Below are 15,962 nucleotides of genomic sequence, written 5' to 3' on the forward strand. Positions count from 1 at the left end.
CCATGGCCCTTGCCGAAGGAAGCTTTGTGCGTGACATGACCCCCCCTGCGCCGGTTGGCCATGGCAGCCCGGCGGGGGATGCAGCTGCTGCAGGGATCGACGCTCCCGGCGCACCTGGGCCCTCACGCGGTCGCCGCGCGTGGCGCGCCTTGCGCAGCTCTCCGCTGACCCGAAAGATCATTATCGTCAATCTGATCGCGCTGTGCGTCGTTGCAACGGGGATCCTGCATCTGAATGCCGCACGGGACAGCCTGGCGCTGCAACGCGCCGAAGCCCTCGTATCAGAAGCGATCCTGATCGCCGATATCATCGAAACGCAGGTCCCCAACAGCGGCCCTGCCACCGTGCTCACGATACCTGCCGCGCTTGGGGCATCCGATCTGCGCAAGGGCATGGAGGTTTTCGTCTACGACGATCAGGCCGAACTTGTGGCGCGCATTGAAGGATTGCGCAGCCTCGGGCCGTCAGATCCCGGGGATGCAGGTGCGACATATCTGGGCGACGCGCTTGACTGGGTCTGGTCGCGACTGTCTTCACCGATGAAAGAGCCGGCTGCGGGTCGCCCGCCATTGTCCGAGCGGATCAAGCCGCTGGTCGCCGACACGCTGAACAACGGGACCCGGATCCACAACGAACGGGATGCGACGGGTGGCGCTCTTTTGACCGTCATGACGCCCATCCAGCAGGGCGACGTGACCGTTGGAACCGTCGCTGTTGTCACCGCGGTAGGCGAGATTGACGCTCTCGCGCGCATGGAAAGGGAGCGTGTCCTGCAAATGTTCGTTGTGGCAACCGTGGTCTCTCTGGGGTTGAGCCTCGTGTTGGCCTCGACCATCGCCATTCCACTGGCGGATCTGTCGGCGGCCGCCGAGCTTGGGCGTGACAAGAATGCCCGCAAGATGAACCCGGGCCGCATTCGCATCCCGGATCTGACCGACCGGCCCGATGAAATCGGCCGGTTGAGTGCTGCGTTGCGTGGCATGGTGTCCGCGCTTTACAATCGGATCGACGGCAATGAACAGTTCGCGGCAGACGTGGCGCATGAAATCAAAAACCCGCTGGCGTCTCTGCGCTCGGCTGTCGGTACACTGCGCATGGTCAAACGCGCGGATCAGCGGGAACAGTTGCTCGACGTGATTGACCACGATGTCCGGCGTCTCGACCGTCTGGTCAGTGATATCTCCAACGCCTCCCGGCTCGACAGCGAGTTGGTCAAGGAAGAGGAGGATGCGTTCAATGTGCTTAAAACGCTCAAGGAACTGGCACAGCATCTGGGGGATCAGGCGCGCCTTGAAGGGATCGACTTCATCACCGATCTGCCGGAGGATCCCATTGTCGTGCATGGTCTTGAGGCGCGGCTGGCGCAGGTGTTCGTCAATCTGATTACCAACGCCATCTCCTTTTGTGACGAGGGGGACGCCATCCGGGTCTGGGCCCGAAAACGCGATGACAGGGTCATCATCGTTGTGGAGGATACCGGGCCGGGCATTCCCGAACAGGCCTTGTCACAGATCTTCGTGCGGTTTTACTCGCAACGTTCCAGTGAGAATTTCGGCAATCATTCGGGCCTTGGCCTCGCCATTTCAAAGCAGATTGTCGAGGCACACGGCGGTGTCATCTGGGCCGAGAATATTCGGCCGACACGCGCCGACATCACTTCCGATCCGCTGGGCGCGCGGTTTGTTGTCGGTCTGCCCGTCTGAGTGATGGGCAGCGGCGCATCAGACATCATCCTGCATGCCAGCTGTGTCGCGTATCAATCCCGCGCGGTCTTGCTGATCGGACCCTCGGGGAGCGGCAAATCGAGCCTTGCGCTCGAACTGATGGCCTACGGCGCCGAGCTTGTCTCAGATGACCGAACCATACTCAGTCTGGGGGCAGATGGGCTCGAAGCCCGCCCGCCCTCAGCGATCAAAGGGCTGATCGAAGCCCGTGGCGTGGGGCTGCTGAACGCGACCGCGGTCGAGTCCGCGACCGTGAGGCTGGTGGTTGACATGGGCCGCCTCGAAGAGGCGCGCCTGCCGACCGCTCACACCTGTACCGTCGCGGGTATCGAACTGCCCTGCCTTCACAAAGTGGACAGCCGCTATTTCCCTGCTGCCGTTCTGCAATATGTCAAGATGGGCAGAAGAGATCCCGCATGACCGACCCCGAACCAGCAGCTCACCGTCTTGTCTTTGTCACCGGCCCGTCGGGTGCTGGCCGGTCCAGTGCTTTGAACGTGCTGGAGGATGCGGGTTTTGAGGCCGTTGACAACCTGCCGCTTCGGCTGCTGCCCGCGCTGCTGGACGAATCCGGCCGTCGCGGCCCGCTGGCATTGGGCATTGATCCGCGAAACCGGGATTTCTCCACCAATGACATCGTTGATCTCCTCGGACGCAGCACGGCAACGCCGGGTGTGGCGCCGGAGCTGCTCTATCTTGATTGCAACACGGACGTGTTGCTCCGCCGCTTTTCGGAGACCCGCCGTCGGCACCCGCTGGCCCCCGATGATCGCCCGTCCCAAGGGATTATCCGCGAGTTGGAGATGCTGGGCCCTTTGCGGGCGCGCGCCGATGTGCTGATCGACACCAGCGATCTCAATGTGCATCAACTGCGGGCGGAGGTGGAGCACTGGTTCGCGCCGGGCGGCCACCGCAAACTCACCGTGTCCGTGCAGTCTTTCTCCTACAAACGCGGGTTGCCCCGCAGTGTCGACATGGTCTTTGACTGTCGCTTTCTCTCAAACCCGTATTGGGAACCCGAGCTGCGCGATTTTGACGGCACGAACGCAGGCGTCGTGGCCCATGTCATTGCCGATCCGCGGTTTGAGGGATTCGAACGCCAGGTCATCGACTTGTCTCTGTTCTTGCTGCCAGCCTATCGCGATGAGGGAAAGTCCCATCTTTCAATCGCCTTCGGGTGTACCGGGGGCAAACATCGCTCCGTTGTGATGGCTGAACGGCATGCTTTGCGCCTTGCGAAGGAAGGTTGGCAGGTGTCAATAAGACACCGCGAACTGGACCTTCGCAAAAAAGAAGAGGCCTGAGCCCTTGATCGGTATCGTCATCGTCGCCCACGGAGGGCTCGCGACAGAGTATCTGTCCGCTGTGGAGCATGTGGTGGGTGCGCAACCGGGGATCCGGGCGATTTCGATTGATGCCGTCCACGACCGCGCCGCCAAAGAGCGGGAAATCTGCGAGGCCGCCGACGCGGTGGACAGTGGCGGCGGCGTGGTGGTGGTCACGGATCTCTACGGAGGTTCCCCCTCCAACCTCAGCCTGCTGGCCTGCCGGCCGGGCAACCGGCGCATTGTTTACGGGGCCAACCTGCCGATGTTGATCAAACTGGCGAAGAGCCGACAAAAACCCGTGGCAGAGGCGGTGCGACTGGCTCTGGAGGCGGGAAAAAAGTACATCGACAGCCAGAATGTCAGCCAAGAGCAGGGTAGCCGGGCAAAACCATGACAGACCGCAAGTTGGAAATCGTGAACGAGAAGGGTCTGCACGCCCGCGCATCGGCCAAGCTGGTCGAGGTGGTAGAGGGTTTTGATGCCAGTGCAGAGGTCACCAAGGATGGGATGTCCGCGTCCGGCGACAGCATCATGGGACTTTTGATGTTGGCAGCGTCCAAGGGAAGCTTTATTGAAGTACGGACCTCCGGACCGGACGAAGCCGCGTTGGCGGAGGCGTTGACGGCGCTTGTGGCGGATCGGTTCGGCGAAGGCCAATGACTTGCCACAGGTGGCGCGCACAGCAGGGTGAGGGGTTGTGGTAGAAAGCTCGCAAGAGATCGACGTCCCGGCAGCCGCCGCAAAACCGGTTAATTTCACGAAATACGACCGCAGCAGCCTGTCCTATGCGTCGACGTTCAATGACCCTTGGCGATCCACCGTCATCCGGGTCATGGAAGCGCTGACCGGCAAGCTGACCATCCTGCGGCTGGTGCGTGAGTTCGAACGGCGCGGCGCCCCGCAAGGTCAGGCATTCTGGCGCGCGGCACTCGATGTGATGGGGATTGACCTGCTGACCCCGCAGGCTCAGTTGGACCGGATCCCCAAAACCGGCCCTGTGATCGTGGTATCAAACCATCCGCACGGGATGGTGGATGGGATGATTTTTGCGGATCTGATCGGTCGGGTGCGGCCTGACTACCGGATCCTGACGCGCTCGCTCCTGACCGTTATTGATGAGGTGGCCGGATCCTACATGATCCCGGTGCCCTTCCCGCATGAACCCGATGCGCAACGCAAAGGGGTCGAGATGCGCGCCAAGGCGATGCAGCATCTTCAGGGCGGTGGTGTCGTGGCTCTCTTTCCGTCGGGGGGCGTTGCCGCATCCGAGACATTTTTTGGCCCGGCGATCGAAGGCGAATGGAACGTCTTTACGGCCAAGCTCATCCGACGGTCCGGCGCGATGGTTCTGCCGATCAAGTTTCCGGGTCAGAATTCCCGCGCTTATCAGATCGCCAATAAGTTGTCGCCGATGCTGCGGCAGGGGCTGTTGTTGCACGAAATCGTGTATTCGCTCAACAAGTCCCAGTCCCCCATCGTCGGCCATCCGCTGGATCCTGCCATCGTCGACAAATGGGCCGATGATCCGCGGGGCTTCATGGCATGGCTGCGCGATCATACGTTGTCTTTGGAAAATGACGGCTAGGACGGTCAAGTGTCCGTCCGGTAGCGTGCGCATCGCAGGTGACCTCAGCGTTTCAAGGCCCGCTGGTGTTGTCACGTTGAGGAATTAAAACACGCTGCCGTCAACGTGTGGGGACCGGTGCCTCGCCCCTGTAATCGTAGAACCCGCGCTCCGTCTTGCGGCCCAGCCAGCCCGCCTCGACATATTTGGTCAGCAGCGGGCAGGGGCGGTACTTGGTATCGGCCAGCCCGTCATGCAGCACGTTCATGATGGCCAGACAGGTATCCAGCCCGATGAAATCCGCGAGCTCCAGCGGCCCCATGGGGTGATTGGCGCCCAGCTTCATGGAACTGTCGATGGACTGCACACTGCCCACCCCTTCGTAAAGCGTGTAGACCGCCTCGTTGATCATCGGCATCAGAATGCGGTTGACGATAAAGGCGGGGAAGTCTTCAGCCGATGCCGCGGTTTTGCCCAGCCGGTCAACGACCGCCTTGCAGGCGGCAAAGGTCGGCTCGTCGGTCGCGATGCCCCGGATCAGTTCGACCAGCTTCATCACCGGCACCGGATTCATGAAGTGGAAGCCCATGAATTTCTCGGGGCGGTCGGTGCGGCTGGCCAGTCGCGTAATGGAGATCGACGAGGTGTTGGACGTCAGGATCGTATGGGGCTGAAGATGCGGCAGCAGATCCTCGAAAATCGCCTGCTTGATGGATTCACGCTCGGTCGCGGCCTCGATCACCAGATCGGTCTGGCCCAGATCCTTGAGCGTTTGCGTCGTCGTGATCCGCGCCATGGCAGCGGTCTGGTCGGTCTCGGTGATCTTGCCGCGGCTCACCTGACGGGACATGTTCCGCGCCATCAGATCCATCGCACCGGTCAGCGCCTCGTCACTGACATCGTTCAGCAGCACGTCATAGCCAGCGAGCGACATCACATGCGCGATGCCATTGCCCATCTGACCCGCGCCCACGATCCCGATTGACTTGATTTCCATCCGCCGCCCCTCTGTGATTGTTCGCACTCTATGGTGCCCGGGGCGTCGCCCGCAAGGCCGCCTTTGCCATCCTGGCCACCCTTAAGGGAATATAAGCACCTGTCGGGCATACTCCTTTCCGGGTGAGTAAAAAGGTGGGTGAGATGTCCTACGACGTTCTGGGGGCGGGCGCTCTCGATTACATGCCGTGCCATTATGGCCGGTCAAAACTGACGTTCCGGGGGCCGGAGCGACGGCTTGACGTGCCATATGTGGCGTTTCTGGGCGGAACAGCAACCTACGGCAAGTTTCTCAAGACGCCATTTCCGGCTCTGGTTGAAAGTACGTTGGGCGTCAACTGCGTCAACTTAGGCATCGCCAATGCCGGTTTGGATGTGATGCTCAAGGATCCGTTCCTGCGCGACGCCTGTTTCGATGCCAGCGCGACGGTGATCCAGGTGGTGGGTGCGCATAATCTGTCCAACAGGTTCTACACCGTGCATCCGCGCCGCAACGACCGCTTTCTGACGGCGTCGGAACGGTTGATGGCGCTCTACCCGGAGGTTGATTTCGCGGAATTCCACTTCAACAAGCATATGCTCAGCGCGCTTTACAACCTCTCGCGGGAGCGTTTTGCCAAGCTGTGCAAGGAGGTGCGCGCAGCATGGGTGGCCCGGATGCGTCAGCTGACGCGGCAGACACCGGGCCGGGTTGTGCTGGTCTGGTTCTCGCATCACGCACCACCCTCCGAGCAGGTTGAGGTGAGCGATCCGGGTAAAGGGGGATCGCCGCTTTTCATCACGCGCGAGATGCTCGATACGCTCTACGGTGATGTTGCGGACTGCGTGGAACTGGTCCCCTCGGCAGAGGCGCTGGCTGCAGGCAGCGACGGGATGATCTTTGACCAGATGGAAGCACCCGCCGCCAAAGGCATGCTGGGCCCCCGGGCGCACGGCGAGCTGGCGCAAAAGCTGGAACCCGTGCTGCAGCGCCTGATATGAAAAACCGCGCCCGGAGAGGGGCGCGGCCTTGCGAAACACTGATGTGTTGCGCCGTCAGTCCAGCTTTTCAATCAGCTCAGGCACGGCGGTGAACAAATCGGCCACCAGCCCGTAGTCCGCCACCTGAAAGATCGGCGCTTCTTCGTCCTTGTTGATTGCCACGATCACCTTGCTGTCTTTCATCCCTGCGAGGTGCTGAATGGCACCCGAGATGCCAACGGCAACGTAAAGCTCCGGTGCGACCACCTTGCCGGTCTGGCCGACCTGCCAGTCGTTGGGCGCGTAGCCTGAATCAACCGCCGCACGTGAGGCGCCGACCGCGGCGCCCAGCTTGTCCGCGAGCTTCTCGATCAGCGCGAAGTCGTCCTCGGACCCCACACCACGACCGCCCGAAACGACGACACCGGCGGAGGTCAGCTCTGGCCGGTCAGTTTCGGCGACCTTGTCCTCGACCCATTCGCTGAGCCCGGGATTGTCCGCAGCGGAAATCGTCTCGACCGACGCGCTGCCCCCGGTGCCTGCCGCGTCAAAGGTCGATGTCCGGAAGGTCACGACCTTCTTGGCATCGGAGGATTTGACGGTTTGCACGGCGTTGCCTGCATAGATCGGGCGCTCGAACGTATCGGCGTCCACCACGCCAGAGGCGTCGGAGATCACCATCACATCCAGCAGTGCCGCGACCCGCGGCATCACGTTCTTGGCGTCGGTGGTGGCGGGGGCGACGATATGGTCATAGTCGCCCGCCAGCGAGACGATCAGTGCTGCGGTGGATTCCGCAAGCCGGTGGCCCAGTGTCGCATCCTCGGCGACCAGCACTTTGCTGACACCGTCGATCTTGGCGGCGGCTTCGCCTGCGGCGGCAGCCGAGCCACCGGCGGCCAGGACCGTCACATCGCCCAGCATCTTGGCCGCCGTTACCGCTTTTGCGGTTGCGTCCATGGACAGCTCGCCGTCGGTTACTTCTGCCAAAAGGAGTACGGCCATTACACGGTCCCCGCTTCTTTGAGTTTCGATACCAGCTCGTCGACGGAGCCTACCTTGATCCCGGCGGCGCGTGCTGCGGGCTCGACGGTTTTGACCACTTCCAGCCGCGGGGCGACATCGACGCCATAGTCGGCGGGCGTCTTCTCATCCAGCGGCTTGCGTTTGGCCTTCATGATGTTGGGCAGCGACGCGTAGCGGGGCTCGTTCAGGCGCAAGTCAACCGTGACGACGCTGGGCATCGCGACCTTGATGGTCTGCAAACCGCCGTCAACCTCGCGGGTGACAACGGCCTTGTCGCCCTCGATGGCAATCTCGGAGGCAAAGGTCGCCTGGCTCCAACCCATGAGTGCGCTGAGCATCTGGCCAGTGGCATTCATGTCATTGTCGATCGCCTGCTTGCCGCAGAGCACCAGACCGGGCTGCTCTTCGTCCACGATGCCTTTGAGGATCTTGGCAACAGTCAGCGGTTCGATGTCGTTGTGCACATCGTCGGTCGCGACGACTAGAATAGCCCGGTCCGCGCCCATGGCAAGCGCGGTGCGCAGGGTTTCCTGGCTTTGCTTGACACCGATGGAGACCACGACGACCTCATCGGCCTGACCGGCTTCCTTCAGGCGGATGGCCTGCTCGACGGAAATCTCGTCGAAGGGGTTCATCGACATTTTCACATTGGCTAGATCAACCCCCGATCCGTCCGCTTTGACGCGCACTTTCACGTTGTAGTCGATCACGCGTTTGACAGGCACCAGAACCTTCATTTGCGTCTCTCTCCTTGCATTCGCGACTCGTTTTCAGCCCGAGCCTTTTCGTGTCCTGGTGCCGGGTGTATCCAAGCTGCGATGTCTTAAACAGTGTAAAATCGTCACGCCCGGTCTCAGGAACGCCGCGTTCCTGCGAATTTCCGCAGATCAGGACCGAAATTTCCGATAGCGATCATGGCCGTTGAGCGACTGGGTAGGTGGTCCGGCTATGCAAGTGTCCGGTCGTTCAGAACCAAGTGGGGTGGGCATTCAGCGACTTGCGCCCGCCCTTGCGGCCCGGGGCTTCGCGCTTCCGGTCGCTGGTGCTGCCACCGGCAGCCCCACCGCTTTCAGCGGTTCGCGCTTCCGGTCGCCAGGCTCTCCCCCGGAGACCCTGCCGCCTTCAGCGGTTCGCGCCCGGAATCCACAAGACATCGTCTTTGCCGGCGTTGTTGGCCATGCGGGCGGCGACAAAGAACCAGTCGCTCAGGCGATTGAGGTATTTCACCGCCGCCGGGTTGATCGCCTCCATCGTCGCCAGTTCTACCGACAGCCGCTCTGCCCTGCGCGATACCGTTCGGCACACGTGCAGATGCGCTGCGAGCGCAGAGCCGCCGGGCAGGATAAAGCTGCGCAGTGGTTCCAGCTCGGTGTTCATGGCGTCAATCTCGCTTTCCAGACGGCTCACCTGGCTATCCACCATGCGGAGGGGCGGGTAGTCGGCCTCGGCGTCCTGCTCCATATCCGGACGGCAAAGATCGGCACCGAGATCGAAAAGGTCATTCTGGATCCGGCTGAGCGCTGTATCCACCTCGCCGGTGGCCGACAGCCGCGCCACGCCCACAAAAGAGTTCAACTCATCCGACGTGCCATAGGCTGACACCCGCAGCGCGTGCTTGGCGACCCGTACACCGTTGCCGAGCGCTGTCTCGCCTGCGTCACCGGTCTTGGTGTAGATCTTGTTGAGAACGACCATGCTGCGCTATCCCCCTCTCTGGCTCAGAAAAACATAGAGCACGATCAGCAAGACGGCGACGAATTGGGCCGCGATCCGGTAGCGCATGAGCTTGTTGGAGTTCTTTTTGTTAAACGCCCCGCCACCGGCGAACCCGCCAAGGCCAAGCATCAGCACGACCACCACGGCAAGGCAGGCCAGAATGATCAGAATGAATAAGGGGTCACCCACGTTTGCGTTCCTTTCGTTTCCAGCCCGCTACATAGCGGAGCCCGGGTGAAAAGCGACCCCTCTCTCAGGATCCGCGCGACAACACCCAGTCCAGCGCGCGGGTCGGCAGCATCCGCCGCAGCGCCCCCATCACATGCGTCGGGGTTGTCACATAGTAGCGCGGCTGCGGTCGCTGAGCTTCGGTGGCGTGGATCAGTTTTTCCAACACCGCGGTTGGGGGTAGCTCAAACCGGTCCGGTGCGCCCGGCTCGTAGAGCCGCTTTTTCAACCCGCTTTCATACTGCGCCCGCCGGGCCGAGCCGCGCCAGTCGATCCAGCGTTCGAAATGCGGGATGGAGTTCGCGCGGATCTTTGATGTGACCGGTCCGGGCTCGATCAGGACCACATCGATGCCGGTGCCGCGCATCTCGATCCGCAGCGTGTCGGTGAGCCCTTCGAGCGCGTATTTCGTGGCATTATAGGCCCCGCGCCACGGCATGACGATAAAGCCAAGAATGGAAGAGCACTGGATGATCCGACCGCCGCCCTGCTGACGCATGGTCGGGATCAGCGCCCGGGTCAGGTGGTGCCAGCCAAAAAAATTCGCCTCGAAAATCGCGCGGAGCGCATCGGTCGGCAAATCCTCGACAGCCCCGGGCGTCCCATGCGCGCCATTGTTGAACAGAACATCGAGCGTACCACCGGTGGCCGCCAGAACCTCCCGGACCGCCGCGTCGATGGAGGTGGCATCGGTGTAATCCAGCTGCGGGCTCTCGAATCCTTCGGCCATCAACCGTGCGCAATCATCCGCGGTCCGGCAGGCGGCAAACACGCGCCATCCCCTGGCACGCATACCGACAGCACAGGTATACCCGATACCGGACGAGCAACCGGTGATGAGAATGGTCTTTTGGGACATCATATGCTCCGATACCTCGGCCCAAATCTGGCCCGAGGATCCCGGAGACGCAAGCCTAGAGCGGGCTGAGCAAGAAGTCTGCCATCCAGCCTCTGCTACCATCGCTGGTCCGCAACTCGACCCAACCCGTACCACTATCCTGCAGAACTTCGACCTGCATACCTTGGGTGAGCTGATCCACGACCCCGTGGCGTGTCCCCGGCCCACTCCGCATATTCACAACGCTGCCATTGACCGAGCGGATGTCACGCTGCGCGCCAACATCGCTGGATGACGCGCGGCTGGTACTCCCGGAAAAGATGATGCTGGGGATCGTTGCGGCATTGGCAGAAGCGCTGGCGAGCACGACATCGCGGTCAGACGCGGTTGCGGGTTCAGCCCGTGCCACAGCCGCCAGAATGACTTCTTCGCGCACGGGCTCAATGGAGGGCTCTTCGGCAACGATCGCGGGTTCAATCTGTTGTTGCGACACGGCGCGCTTGCGCTTTGATGGGCCACTCTGCGCTTCGCCGAAGGACACCAGGTTGAGCGAGACGGGCTGCAGTTCGCCCCGAGGTGCTTCCGGTGCGGCAGCAACGACCGTTGATTGCTGATCTGGCGCAGCCTCGCCGCCGGTGCGCGACACCACGGCCTGCTCCCGGACAATCTTGGGGTCGAAGTCTGACCCGCCGCTCAATTCATAAAACCCAAAACCTAAAACACCGAAGCTGATCAGAATGAACCGGTTCATATGTATCACCTCACTACACCATCACAGACCTAACACATCTCGACACGATTTGGATCCATCCATCTCTAAAGATGGTTTCGATCCTCCCGTGGGGCACATGGGTTGCCGCAGTCCATGGCAGGCCCCCTACAGGCCGATCAGATGCCGCTTGTCCGGGCGTGACGGGGAGGCTACACCGCATCAATGGCCGACGAAGATGCTTCCACAACCATGCTGGCAGAACCGCTGCGCCGCGCGTTGGGCGAGCGATATCTGACCTACGCGCTCAGCACGATCATGCACCGTGCCCTGCCGGACGCGCGCGACGGGCTCAAGCCCGTGCACCGGCGGATCCTCTTTGCCATGCGCGAGCTGCGGCTCACATCCACGGGTGGTTTCCGCAAATCGGCCAAGATCTCCGGCGACGTGATGGGCAACTACCACCCCCACGGCGATGCGGCGATCTACGACGCGATGGCGCGGTTGGCGCAGGATTTCAACGTGCGCTACCCGCTGGTGGACGGGCAGGGCAACTTCGGCAACATCGACGGGGACAACCCCGCCGCCTCCCGCTACACTGAGGCACGCATGACCGCGGTGGCCGAGGCGCTGCTCGACGGTCTGAATGAGGATGCCGTCGATTTCCGCGAGAATTACGACGGCACGCTCACCGAACCGGTGGTGCTGCCCGCACAGTTTCCCAACCTGCTGGCCAATGGCTCCAGCGGCATCGCGGTGGGCATGGCCACGAACATTCCGCCGCATAACATCGCGGAGCTTTGCGATGCCTGCATCCACCTGATCAAAAGCCCCGAGGCGCGCGACGACACGCTGTTGAAATACGTGCCCGGCCCTGATTTCCCCACGGGTGGCGTGATCGTCGAGCCGCCCGATAACATCGCCACCGCCTACCGCACCGGGCGCGGATCGTTCCGCCTGCGCTGCACCTGGGAGGTCGAGGATCTGGGCCGCGGTCAGTGGCAGATCGTCGTCACGGAGATTCCCTACCAGGTCCAGAAAGCCAAGCTGATCGAAAAGATCGCCGAGCTGATCCAGACCAAGAAGATCCCCATTCTGGGTGATGTACGCGACGAATCCGCCGAAGACGTGCGTTTGATCATCGAGCCGCGCGCGCGGTCCGTGGATGCCGATGTGCTGATGGGCATGCTGTTTCGCAGCTGTGATCTGGAGGTGCGGTTTTCGCTCAATATGAACGTGCTGATCGACGGGGTGACCCCCAAGGTATGCTCCATGAAGGAGGTTCTGCGCGCCTTCCTCGATCACCGTCGTGAGGTCTTGCAGCGCCGCTCGCGCCACCGTCTGGAAAAGATCGACCACCGGCTGGAGGTGCTCGAAGGGTTCATCATCGCCTTCCTGAACCTCGACCGGGTGATCGACATCATCCGCTACGATGACGACCCCAAAGCGGCCCTGATGCGCGAGGACTGGGGCAAGACGCACCTGCGCGCGACCGACGAGAAAGACTACGTTTCGCCTGCGCCCGGCGAAGGGGAACTGAGCGAGACCCAGGCCGAAGCGATCCTCAACATGCGCCTGCGGTCCCTGCGGCGGCTCGAAGAGATGGAGTTGCTGCGCGAGCAATCCGCCCTGATGGAGGAACGCGCTGACCTGGAGGATCTGCTCGAAAACCCTTCCCTCCAATGGGACAGCATCACCGAGCAGCTGCGCGCGACCAAAAAGCAGTTCGGCAAAGACCATGCCGGTGGCGCACGCCGCACCCTGATCGAGGAAGCCGCGGAAGTCGAAGAGGTCCCGATCGAGGCGATGATCGACCGCGAACCCATCACGGTGGTGTGCTCCCAGATGGGCTGGGTGCGCGCCATGACGGGTCACATTGATCTGGGCCGCGAGCTGAAGTTCAAGGACGGCGATGGCCCGCGCTTTATCTTCCACGCGGAGACGACGGACAGGCTGCTGGTCTTCGGTTCCAACGGGCGCTTCTATACGGTCCCGGCGTCCAACCTGCCCGGCGGGCGCGGTATGGGGGAGCCTCTGCGCCTGATGGTAGACCTGCCCAACGAGGCGGAAATCGTGACGATACTGACCCATCAGCCGGGCCGCAAACTGCTGGTTGCCTCCTCTGCCGGCGATGGGTTCATCGTTCCAGAGGATGAGGTGCTGGCACAGACCCGCAGCGGCAAACAGGTGCTCAATGTCCGCAATGAGACCCGCGCGCTGGTCTGCAAACCGGTAGAGGGCGACAGCCTCGCAGTGGTCGGCGAGAACCGCAAGGTGCTGGTCTTCGGTCTCGACGAGCTTCCCGAAATGAGCCGCGGCAAGGGCGTTCGTCTGCAAAAGTACAAGGACGGCGGTCTCTCGGATGCGACCACCTTCGCGCGGGACGCAGGGCTCAGCTGGCTCGACCCCGCGGGTCGCACCCGCACGCAAACCGACCTAGATGAATGGGCTGGCAAGCGCGCCACCGCAGGTCGCATGGCCCCCCGCGGCTTCCCGCGCGACAACAGATTTACCTGATCATCACTTTGCCAGATAAACTCCGGGGGAGGCCCGACAGGGCCGGGGGCAGCGCCCCCACGCAGCTCTCTCACCCCCGCGGATCGCCGGATGGATCGCGACAGGCGTCAGACCGGCTCCGCCATCAGCCACACCCCGCCCTCGGGCCGCAGCGTCAGGATCATCACCGGCTTGGGGTCGCGTCCCTTGACCGGCGTGAACCGGAACCGCCCCAGCAGTGTCGCCAGAATGATCACCGCCTCCTGCAGGGCAAAACTCGCCCCGATGCAGATCCGCGGACCGTCGCCGAAGGGTAGATAAGCATATCTGTCGATGGCCTTGCGGTCGGCAAAGCGCTCCGGCCGGAAATCATCGGGCGCCTCCCACAGCAGCCGGTGTCGGCCCAGAGCGTAGATGGGCACCATCACCGTATCCCCGGGTTGGATGTCGGCCTGCCCCAACGTATCCGCTTCCTGCGCCGTGCGCGAGATCACACCGCCCGGCGGATAGAGCCTCAGTGTTTCGTCAATGATCTGCCGGATAAAAGGCAATTGCGCCACATCCTCTCCCGTGGCCGCGCGACCTTGCAGCACGCCCTGTGCCTCCGCCCGCGCGCGATCCTGCACCTCCGGATCGAAGGCGCAGAGATAAAACGCCCAGGCCAGCGTCAGCGCCGTGGTCTCATGTCCCGCCACGATAAAGGTCAGCAGGTTGTCGCGCAGCTCGCCCGTGCTCATGCGCCGTCCGCTCTTGGGATCCTCGCCCGCCAGCAGCAGATCCAGCAGATCCGGCACATCGCCGGGTCCGCGGGCCGCACGCGCCTCGATCGCCGCGTCGGCATTGCGCCGCATCTGGCGCATGGTCTGGGCAGACATCACCCGCGCCGGTCTCGGTACCCAGTCGGGCGCGCCCAGCACGTCCAGCAGCGACACCCGCCCAGCCTCGGCCACGTAGTCATCAATCGCCCGGTGAATATCGCGTCGGTCGAAACTGCCATCGTCGCTGAAGGTCACCTCCGAGATCACATCGAAGGTCGCTGCCGTCATCTCCTGCGCCATGTCCACCGCGCGTTTGCCAGCGCCTGCGATCCGCTCGGCGGAGCGTTCCGCTGCGGCCGTCATCACCGGCGCGAGTGCTGCGATATTGCGGTGCGAAAAGGCAGGGGCCGCCAGCCGCCTTTGCCAGCGCCAGTCCGCGCCTTCCGCGATAAAGAGCGACTCGCCCACCGCCGGACGCAGCAGGTTTTTCGTCACCACCGATTTCGGATAGGCCTCGACCCGGTCCAGCAGCATGCGCCGGATCGACGCTGGCTCCATGATCATATGCCAGCGCCGCACTGTCCGGCCCGACACGGTCGGCTGTTCCACTGCCACCTGTGGGATGATGTTCAGCACGTTCTCCCGCATCCGGGTAAAGCTCTGCAGCACGCCCAGCTCGCGCGTCTCCAGTGGGATGCGAACGGGCGTTGCGTGGGAAGTGGAGATTTCAGCCATGACGTGAGAATAGGGCGCGCTGAGACCCCTGCCACCTGCCTGATTGCGCGGCTGCCACGCTTGGGCTAGGCAGTTGGAACAGAAAAGATGCGAGGCGCAGAATGATCAGGTCTTTGGCAATGCTGGTGGTCGCGGGGATGCTGGCGGCCTGCACGGGCGCAGGCGATCTGACGGCGCCCAAGGTCCCCCTGGGCGATTTCAGCCTCGGTCACAATATCGTCGTGGCCCCCAAGGCGCAGACCGTTGCCGCAGGCCGCGAGGTGCCCAAGGAGCAGCTGACCCAGGCATTGCAGGACGCCATCGCCGAGCGGTTCGACCGCTACGACGGCGAAAAGGACTATCACTTCGGCGTCAGCATCGAAGGGTATCTGCTGGCCAAACGCGGCATCCCGATCCTGTTCTCGCCCAAATCGGCGCTGATCATCCGGCTGACCGTCTGGGACGACGCGCAAGGCAAGAAGCTCAACGAACCACCGGAGCAGTTCACCGTGCTCGAAGCGCTCGACGGGGAGAGCATCGTCGGCACCGGTTGGAGCCAGTCGCCCGAGACACAGTTGCAAAACCTGTCGCGCAATGCCGCCCAGGTGATCGAGAATTATCTGGTCAAGAAGAACGCCGAGGAAGGCTGGTTCGGGAACACGCCTGCCGTGCTGCCGGAAGTGGCAGGCACCGCGCCGGAAGCGATTGCCGAGGCGGCAGAGGCCGCTGACTGATCCCGCTTGATTTCTTCGCGCGTTCGCAATACATCGCGCGCCATGAAAGAACGGGTCGCGCGTGACCCCATGCAAACAAAAGGGCGCCTCTCACCATGGCAAAGGCAAAGTTTGAACGTACGAAACCGCATGTTAACATTGGCACGATTGGTCACGTTGACCACGGCAAGA

The 15,962-nt window shown here is 62.5% G+C and carries 17 protein-coding genes; 9 read left to right on the top strand and 8 right to left on the bottom strand.

From position 1 onward, the window contains the following. Positions 1-2: 2 nt before the first annotated feature. The 6 genes from Q1A53_RS21715 (at position 3) to Q1A53_RS21740 (ending at position 4,637) form a co-directional block, all read left to right on the top strand. Entirely contained in the window at positions 3-1,703 is a 1,701-nt protein-coding gene (locus tag Q1A53_RS21715; protein ID WP_299970910.1) for a sensor histidine kinase, read from the top strand. Positions 1,704-1,772: 69 nt separating this feature from the next. Beyond that, positions 1,773-2,144, top strand: coding sequence for an aldolase (locus Q1A53_RS21720; protein WP_366873028.1), 372 nt, complete (start codon positions 1,773-1,775; stop codon positions 2,142-2,144). Then, positions 2,141-3,028: an RNase adapter RapZ gene (gene rapZ, locus Q1A53_RS21725; RefSeq protein WP_299970916.1), complete on the top strand. Its 888-nt coding sequence runs from the start codon at positions 2,141-2,143 to the stop codon at positions 3,026-3,028. The genes Q1A53_RS21720 and rapZ overlap by 4 nt, the downstream gene beginning before the upstream one ends. Before the next feature lie 4 nt (positions 3,029-3,032). After that, entirely contained in the window at positions 3,033-3,446 is a 414-nt protein-coding gene (locus Q1A53_RS21730) for a PTS fructose transporter subunit IIA (protein WP_299970919.1), read from the top strand. After that, entirely contained in the window at positions 3,443-3,712 is a 270-nt protein-coding gene (locus Q1A53_RS21735; RefSeq protein ID WP_299970922.1) for an HPr family phosphocarrier protein, read from the top strand. The genes Q1A53_RS21730 and Q1A53_RS21735 overlap by 4 nt, the downstream gene beginning before the upstream one ends. Before the next feature lie 37 nt (positions 3,713-3,749). Continuing rightward, entirely contained in the window at positions 3,750-4,637 is an 888-nt protein-coding gene (locus Q1A53_RS21740; RefSeq protein ID WP_299970925.1) for a lysophospholipid acyltransferase family protein, read from the top strand. A 100-nt stretch (positions 4,638-4,737) separates the two neighbouring features. Here Q1A53_RS21740 and Q1A53_RS21745 read toward each other — a convergent pair whose 3' ends face one another. Further along, positions 4,738-5,613 carry a 3-hydroxybutyryl-CoA dehydrogenase gene (locus Q1A53_RS21745; protein WP_299970927.1) on the bottom strand — a complete coding sequence of 292 codons (876 nt, stop codon included), beginning with the start codon at positions 5,611-5,613 and terminating at the stop codon, positions 4,738-4,740. Between the two features lie 143 nt (positions 5,614-5,756). On the opposite strand from Q1A53_RS21745, the gene Q1A53_RS21750 reads away from it, so the two are divergent. Continuing rightward, a complete protein-coding gene (locus tag Q1A53_RS21750; protein ID WP_299970929.1) occupies positions 5,757-6,593 on the top strand; it encodes a DUF6473 family protein in 837 nt (278 codons plus the stop codon). A 54-nt stretch (positions 6,594-6,647) separates the two neighbouring features. Here Q1A53_RS21750 and Q1A53_RS21755 read toward each other — a convergent pair whose 3' ends face one another. The 6 genes from Q1A53_RS21755 to Q1A53_RS21780 all read right to left on the bottom strand — a co-directional run bounded on the left by Q1A53_RS21755 (position 6,648) and on the right by Q1A53_RS21780 (position 11,131). Beyond that, positions 6,648-7,577, bottom strand: a complete 930-nt coding sequence (locus Q1A53_RS21755) for an FAD-binding protein (RefSeq protein ID WP_299970932.1) — start codon at positions 7,575-7,577, stop codon at positions 6,648-6,650. After that, the gene (locus Q1A53_RS21760) at positions 7,577-8,335 is read right to left on the bottom strand and encodes an electron transfer flavoprotein subunit beta/FixA family protein (RefSeq protein ID WP_299970935.1); all 759 of its coding nucleotides are present in this window, start codon (positions 8,333-8,335) and stop codon (positions 7,577-7,579) included. Before Q1A53_RS21760 ends, Q1A53_RS21755 begins: the two co-directional genes overlap by 1 nt. Positions 8,336-8,720: 385 nt before the next feature. Beyond that, positions 8,721-9,293, bottom strand: a complete 573-nt coding sequence (locus Q1A53_RS21765) for a cob(I)yrinic acid a,c-diamide adenosyltransferase (protein ID WP_299970938.1) — start codon at positions 9,291-9,293, stop codon at positions 8,721-8,723. Positions 9,294-9,299: 6 nt separating this feature from the next. After that, positions 9,300-9,503 carry a twin transmembrane helix small protein gene (locus Q1A53_RS21770; RefSeq protein ID WP_299970941.1) on the bottom strand — a complete coding sequence of 68 codons (204 nt, stop codon included), beginning with the start codon at positions 9,501-9,503 and terminating at the stop codon, positions 9,300-9,302. A 64-nt stretch (positions 9,504-9,567) separates the two neighbouring features. Continuing rightward, on the bottom strand, positions 9,568-10,401 hold the full coding sequence (locus tag Q1A53_RS21775) for an SDR family NAD(P)-dependent oxidoreductase (RefSeq protein ID WP_299970944.1): 834 nt from the start codon (positions 10,399-10,401) through the stop codon (positions 9,568-9,570). A gap of 55 nt (positions 10,402-10,456) precedes the next feature. Further along, positions 10,457-11,131: an SH3 domain-containing protein gene (locus Q1A53_RS21780; RefSeq protein WP_299970947.1), complete on the bottom strand. Its 675-nt coding sequence runs from the start codon at positions 11,129-11,131 to the stop codon at positions 10,457-10,459. 183 nt (positions 11,132-11,314) lie between these two features. Here Q1A53_RS21780 and parC point away from each other — a divergent pair, with 183 nt between their 5' ends. After that, on the top strand, positions 11,315-13,606 hold the full coding sequence (parC, locus tag Q1A53_RS21785; protein WP_299970950.1) for a DNA topoisomerase IV subunit A: 2,292 nt from the start codon (positions 11,315-11,317) through the stop codon (positions 13,604-13,606). Positions 13,607-13,713: 107 nt separating this feature from the next. Here the strand turns inward: parC and Q1A53_RS21790 are convergent, their stop codons facing one another. Then, positions 13,714-15,078: a cytochrome P450 gene (locus Q1A53_RS21790; RefSeq protein WP_299970953.1), complete on the bottom strand. Its 1,365-nt coding sequence runs from the start codon at positions 15,076-15,078 to the stop codon at positions 13,714-13,716. Positions 15,079-15,179: 101 nt separating this feature from the next. Here Q1A53_RS21790 and Q1A53_RS21795 point away from each other — a divergent pair, with 101 nt between their 5' ends. Then, the gene (locus Q1A53_RS21795) at positions 15,180-15,791 is read left to right on the top strand and encodes a hypothetical protein (protein ID WP_299970956.1); all 612 of its coding nucleotides are present in this window, start codon (positions 15,180-15,182) and stop codon (positions 15,789-15,791) included. Positions 15,792-15,962: the final 171 nt, after the last annotated feature.

This window comes from uncultured Roseobacter sp., assembly GCF_947496515.1.
Lineage (GTDB): Bacteria > Pseudomonadota > Alphaproteobacteria > Rhodobacterales > Rhodobacteraceae > Roseobacter.

What these genes read in the sequence shown, in the direction of transcription:
- Q1A53_RS21755 (WP_299970932.1), bottom strand. Translation starts at nt 7,577, where the DNA reads ATGGCCGTACTCCTTTTGGCAGAAGTAACCGACGGCGAGCTGTCCATG.
- Q1A53_RS21780 (WP_299970947.1), bottom strand. Translation starts at nt 11,131, where the DNA reads ATGAACCGGTTCATTCTGATCAGCTTCGGTGTTTTAGGTTTTGGGTTT.
- Q1A53_RS21750 (WP_299970929.1), top strand. Translation starts at nt 5,757, where the DNA reads ATGTCCTACGACGTTCTGGGGGCGGGCGCTCTCGATTACATGCCGTGC.
- Q1A53_RS21790 (WP_299970953.1), bottom strand. Translation starts at nt 15,078, where the DNA reads ATGGCTGAAATCTCCACTTCCCACGCAACGCCCGTTCGCATCCCACTG.
- Q1A53_RS21775 (WP_299970944.1), bottom strand. Translation starts at nt 10,401, where the DNA reads ATGTCCCAAAAGACCATTCTCATCACCGGTTGCTCGTCCGGTATCGGG.
- Q1A53_RS21765 (WP_299970938.1), bottom strand. Translation starts at nt 9,293, where the DNA reads ATGGTCGTTCTCAACAAGATCTACACCAAGACCGGTGACGCAGGCGAG.
- Q1A53_RS21795 (WP_299970956.1), top strand. Translation starts at nt 15,180, where the DNA reads ATGATCAGGTCTTTGGCAATGCTGGTGGTCGCGGGGATGCTGGCGGCC.
- Q1A53_RS21735 (WP_299970922.1), top strand. Translation starts at nt 3,443, where the DNA reads ATGACAGACCGCAAGTTGGAAATCGTGAACGAGAAGGGTCTGCACGCC.
- rapZ (WP_299970916.1), top strand. Translation starts at nt 2,141, where the DNA reads ATGACCGACCCCGAACCAGCAGCTCACCGTCTTGTCTTTGTCACCGGC.
- Q1A53_RS21760 (WP_299970935.1), bottom strand. Translation starts at nt 8,335, where the DNA reads ATGAAGGTTCTGGTGCCTGTCAAACGCGTGATCGACTACAACGTGAAA.
- Q1A53_RS21745 (WP_299970927.1), bottom strand. Translation starts at nt 5,613, where the DNA reads ATGGAAATCAAGTCAATCGGGATCGTGGGCGCGGGTCAGATGGGCAAT.
- Q1A53_RS21715 (WP_299970910.1), top strand. Translation starts at nt 3, where the DNA reads ATGGCCCTTGCCGAAGGAAGCTTTGTGCGTGACATGACCCCCCCTGCG.
- parC (WP_299970950.1), top strand. Translation starts at nt 11,315, where the DNA reads ATGGCCGACGAAGATGCTTCCACAACCATGCTGGCAGAACCGCTGCGC.